At 65.5% G+C, this 4,036-nt stretch carries 5 protein-coding genes; 3 read left to right on the top strand and 2 right to left on the bottom strand.

What is annotated here, in order from left to right; translation table 11 throughout:
* Positions 1-882 (bottom strand): nitronate monooxygenase (locus tag VFA16_RS20315; RefSeq protein ID WP_324969554.1); only part of this gene is annotated, 882 nt, incomplete at its 3' end.
* A 168-nt stretch (positions 883-1,050) separates the two neighbouring features.
* Here VFA16_RS20315 and VFA16_RS20310 point away from each other — a divergent pair.
* Positions 1,051-1,497: an SPW repeat protein gene (locus VFA16_RS20310; protein ID WP_324969553.1), complete on the top strand. Its 447-nt coding sequence runs from the start codon at positions 1,051-1,053 to the stop codon at positions 1,495-1,497.
* Positions 1,498-1,555: 58 nt separating this feature from the next.
* Here the strand turns inward: VFA16_RS20310 and ilvD are convergent, their stop codons facing one another.
* A complete protein-coding gene (ilvD, locus tag VFA16_RS20305; protein ID WP_324969552.1) occupies positions 1,556-3,277 on the bottom strand; it encodes a dihydroxy-acid dehydratase in 1,722 nt (573 codons plus the stop codon).
* A 140-nt stretch (positions 3,278-3,417) separates the two neighbouring features.
* On the opposite strand from ilvD, the gene VFA16_RS20300 reads away from it, so the two are divergent.
* Positions 3,418-3,948, top strand: a complete 531-nt coding sequence (locus tag VFA16_RS20300; RefSeq protein WP_324969551.1) for a DUF305 domain-containing protein — start codon at positions 3,418-3,420, stop codon at positions 3,946-3,948.
* The coding region (locus VFA16_RS20295) for a metal-sensing transcriptional repressor (RefSeq protein ID WP_324969555.1) at positions 3,949-4,036 on the top strand (88 nt) is incomplete at its 3' end. It abuts the gene before it with no gap.

Below are 4,036 nucleotides of genomic sequence, written 5' to 3'. Positions count from 1 at the left end.
ATCCGGCATTCCAGCCAACGGCGCCAGCGGCGTGAACACTGGACGGCCCGGTGATTGCAGCCGCATCAACGCGCCGGCATCGAGGTAGCCCAGCACGGCCAGCGCGCGGCTGGATGTGTTGAGGGCAGCAGGGAGCACTTTGGCGCTCCCGTCGCTGCGGCACCACCGGCGGGTAGCGGAATTGGGCACGACGCGGTGCCGCAGCGGCCAGCTCAGCCCGAACAAGGTGGTTTCGAGCGTCTTGTCCGCGTTGATCACGCGTCGCTGGTACTCGGGATGCGCGTTCGATTCATGCGTCAGCAAAAACCGGGTACCCGCGATGACGCCGCTGGCTCCCGCCTCGAGTGCGGCACGGGTATCGGCCTTGGTGGCAATCCCGCCGGCGAGGAACACCGGACGCTCACCGGCAATGGCGCACGCCTGCGGCAGGAATTGCAGCGCCGGCGCGGTCCCGACGAGGTGACCACCGGCTTCGCGTCCTTGGGCGATCAGACCGTCAGCGCCCCAGCCGACCGCTTCCCGCGCCTGGTCTTCAGTACCGACCATCACGAAGACGAAGATGCCCGCGTCGCGGAGACGCTCGACCAGTCTGCGGTCACCGCCGAAGGCCACCACGACGACGTCGACGTGAGCATCGACGCAGACGTCGACGTGGCGGCGACGGGTGAAGGGCGACAACAGGTTCACCGCAACCGCGCGTCCCGGGGCCTCGGCGCGCACCTGGTCGATCGACGTTCGCAACTGGTTCGGTGTCGTGATCCCCAGTGTTCCCAGGCCGCCGGCCTTGGCGACCGCAGCAGCCAACGGTGCGCCGGCCAGTCCGCCGCCCATCCCTGCCTGACCCACCGGAACGTCGAGCCGAAGCCGATCCGCGATATCCATGTCTCACCTCGCTTTGGCTCGACGCTACGGGTAGCCGTCAGTGCTTGTCGAGCAGGTGAACCAGCTTAGTTTTCGTTGCTGGAGCTACGCCGGCCAGCGTAATCTCGGGTCAGATGGGTGGGTTGCGGACAGCCCAAAAGGCTTGCCGCATAACAGAAAGGTCACAAAATGAGCACAGTGCATCCATCAATCGAACAACACCCGGATTTGTTGGCTCTGCGCGCCAACTATGAGCGTGCCGCAGAATCAATGACCGCCCAGTTCACCTTCGGGGTGGCGCTGCTGGCCGGCATCTACGCGGCCCTGTCGTCATGGATCGTCGGCTTCAGCATGACAAGACCGCTGGCCCGCAACGACCTAATCTGCGGCTTAGCAGTGGCCGTGCTGGCATTCTGCTTTGCGTCGGCGCTGGACCGCACCCACGGCATGACGTGGACGCTTCCGGTGTTCGGCGTGTGGCTCATCGTGTCGCCGTGGGTCGTCATGCACGGTGCCTCCCCGACCGCCGGCATGATCTGGTCGAATGTGGTCACCGGAGCGGTGATAACCGTGATGGGCCTGACCGCCGTGTACTTCGGCATGCGCGCGCGCAGCTACGAAGCAAAGCACGCATAGTAGTTAGGCCACACGGAAGTTCACGGTCCCGGCCGGTTCAGTCCGGCCGGGACGCAGACTAACCGCAGACTGCTCCGGTGGCGGCCGAACCGACCAGCTTGACGTACTTGGCGAGCACCCCGCTGGTGTAACGCGGCGGTAACGGAGTGAAACCCGCGCGGCGCGAGGCCAATTCGCCAGCATCGACCAACACGTCCAGGGTCGCGCCGGCGACGTCGAGCCGGATCCGGTCCCCGTCGCGCAGGAAAGCGATCGGCCCCCCGTCGACCGCTTCGGGAGCGATGTGTCCCACGCACAGTCCGGTGGTGCCCCCGGAGAACCGGCCGTCGGTCAATAACAGCACGTCTTTACCCAAGCCGGCACCTTTGATAGCGCCGGTGATCGCGAGCATTTCGCGCATTCCCGGGCCACCCTTGGGGCCCTCGTAGCGGATCACCACGGCATCGCCCGCGGTGATGGTTCCGTCCTCGAGGGCATCCAAGGCGGCCCGCTCGCCGTCGAAAACCCTTGCCGTGCCTTCGAACACGTCTGTGTCGAAGCCAGCAGTCTTGACCACCGCACCCTCCGGCGCTAGCGATCCGTGCAAGATCGTGATCCCGCCGGTCGGATGGATCGGGTTATCCAATGCCCGCAGCACCTTGCCGTCTGGATCGGGCGGCGCGATGCGCGCGAGATTCTCGGCCACGGTCCGGCCGGTCACCGTCAGGCAGTCACCATGCAGCAGACCGGCGTCCAACAGTGCCTTCATGACTACCGGCACCCCGCCGATGCGGTCGACGTCGACCATCACGTGCTGGCCGAAGGGCTTGACATCGGCCAAGTGCGGCACACGCGAACCGATGCGGCTGAAATCCTCCAGCGACAGCTTGACATTGGCCTCGTAGGCGATCGCCAGCAGGTGCAGCACGGCGTTGGTGGAGCCCCCGAACGCCATCACGACCGCGATCGCGTTCTCGAACGCCTCCTTGGTGAGAATGTCGCGCGCGGTGATGCCGCGGCGCAGCAATTCGACGACGGCCTCGCCGCTGCGGCGCGCGAACCCGTCGCGGCGGCGATCGGTTGCCGGCGGCGCCGCACTACCGGGCAGCGACATACCCAGCGCTTCGGCGGCGCTGGCCATCGTGTTGGCGGTGTACATACCGGCGCAGGCCCCTTCGCCTGGGCAGATGGCCCGTTCGATGGCGTCGACGTCTTCGCGCGGCATCAGACCGCGCGCGCACGCACCGACCGCCTCGAATGCGTCGATGATCGTGACCTCGCGCTCGCTGCCGTCGGACAGCTTGGTGCGCCCCGGCAGGATCGAGCCCGCGTAGAGGAATACCGCGGCCAGATCCAGCCTGGCGGCAGCCATCAACATGCCCGGCAGTGACTTGTCGCATCCGGCGAGCAGCACCATGGCGTCGAAGCGTTCGGCCTGCATCACCGTCTCGACGCTGTCGGCGATCAGCTCGCGCGAAACGAGCGAAAAGTGCATGCCCTCGTGGCCCATCGAAATGCCGTCGGACACCGAGATCGTGCAGAACTCAAGCGGATAGCCGCCGGCGGCAAACACTCCATCCTTGGCGCCCTTGGCCAACCGGTCCAGCGACAGGTTGCAGGGCGTGATTTCGTTCCACGACGACGCCACGCCGATCTGCGGCTTGGCGAAGTCGTCGTCGTCCATGCCTACTGCGCGTAACATCCCGCGGGCGGCGGCTTTTTCCAGACCGTCGGTGACGTCACGGCTGCGGGGTTTGATGTCGACGGGCGACGCGGACCTGCCCTCGATCGTTTCGGCCATCGTCTCAGTATGCGCGTGCCGATATGCCCGCCAAAATTCCGCTAATACCCGCAGGGGGTATACCGACGGTGGGTATGGTGGCTGGTATGGCTAATCTTGTCGCTCGCATCGTGGCTGTCCTGGCGACGCTGGCCGCCGCCGTGGCGCTGTCCGCGTGTGGCGGATCGTTGACCCAAAAAGGCGCTGCCAGCAGTCAGCCGGATCAGCCGGCCAGTCACAACCGCGCCGATATTGCCTTCGCCGCCAACATGATTCCGCACCACCAACAGGCCGTCGACCTGTCGGCGCCCGTGCCAAGCCATACCGGGAACGCCGAGTTGGTCAAGCTCGCCTCCGGTGTCGGCGGCGCTCAGCAATCTGAGATCAAGAAGCTCAAGGGATTTCTGGTGCAGTGGAGCACCCAGTCCGACGCTGATACGCGTGGGCCCGCCGACACCGCCATGACCGGGATGGTCGACCAGGCCACCATGGCCAAGCTGGGATCGTTGCAGGGCGCCGACTACGACAAGTTGTGGCTGCAGTCCATGATCAGTCACCATCAAGGGGCCATCGACATGGCAAACACCGAGATCACCAATGGGCGCAACAGCGACGCGATCGCGATGGCGAAGCAGATGGTCAGTACGCAGCAGGGGGAGATAGACCAGATGAAAAAGATGCTGGGAGGCTGAATGGCATCGACACACGGCTATTCGCAGCAGAAGGACAACTACGCCAAACGGCTGCGCCGCATCGAAGGCCAGGTGCGTGGCATCGCCA

Origin of the sequence: Mycobacterium sp. (genome assembly GCF_035653355.1) — a bacterium.
In the GTDB taxonomy this organism is placed as follows: domain Bacteria; phylum Actinomycetota; class Actinomycetes; order Mycobacteriales; family Mycobacteriaceae; genus Mycobacterium.
This window is presented reverse-complemented; position numbering and strand designations above follow the sequence as displayed.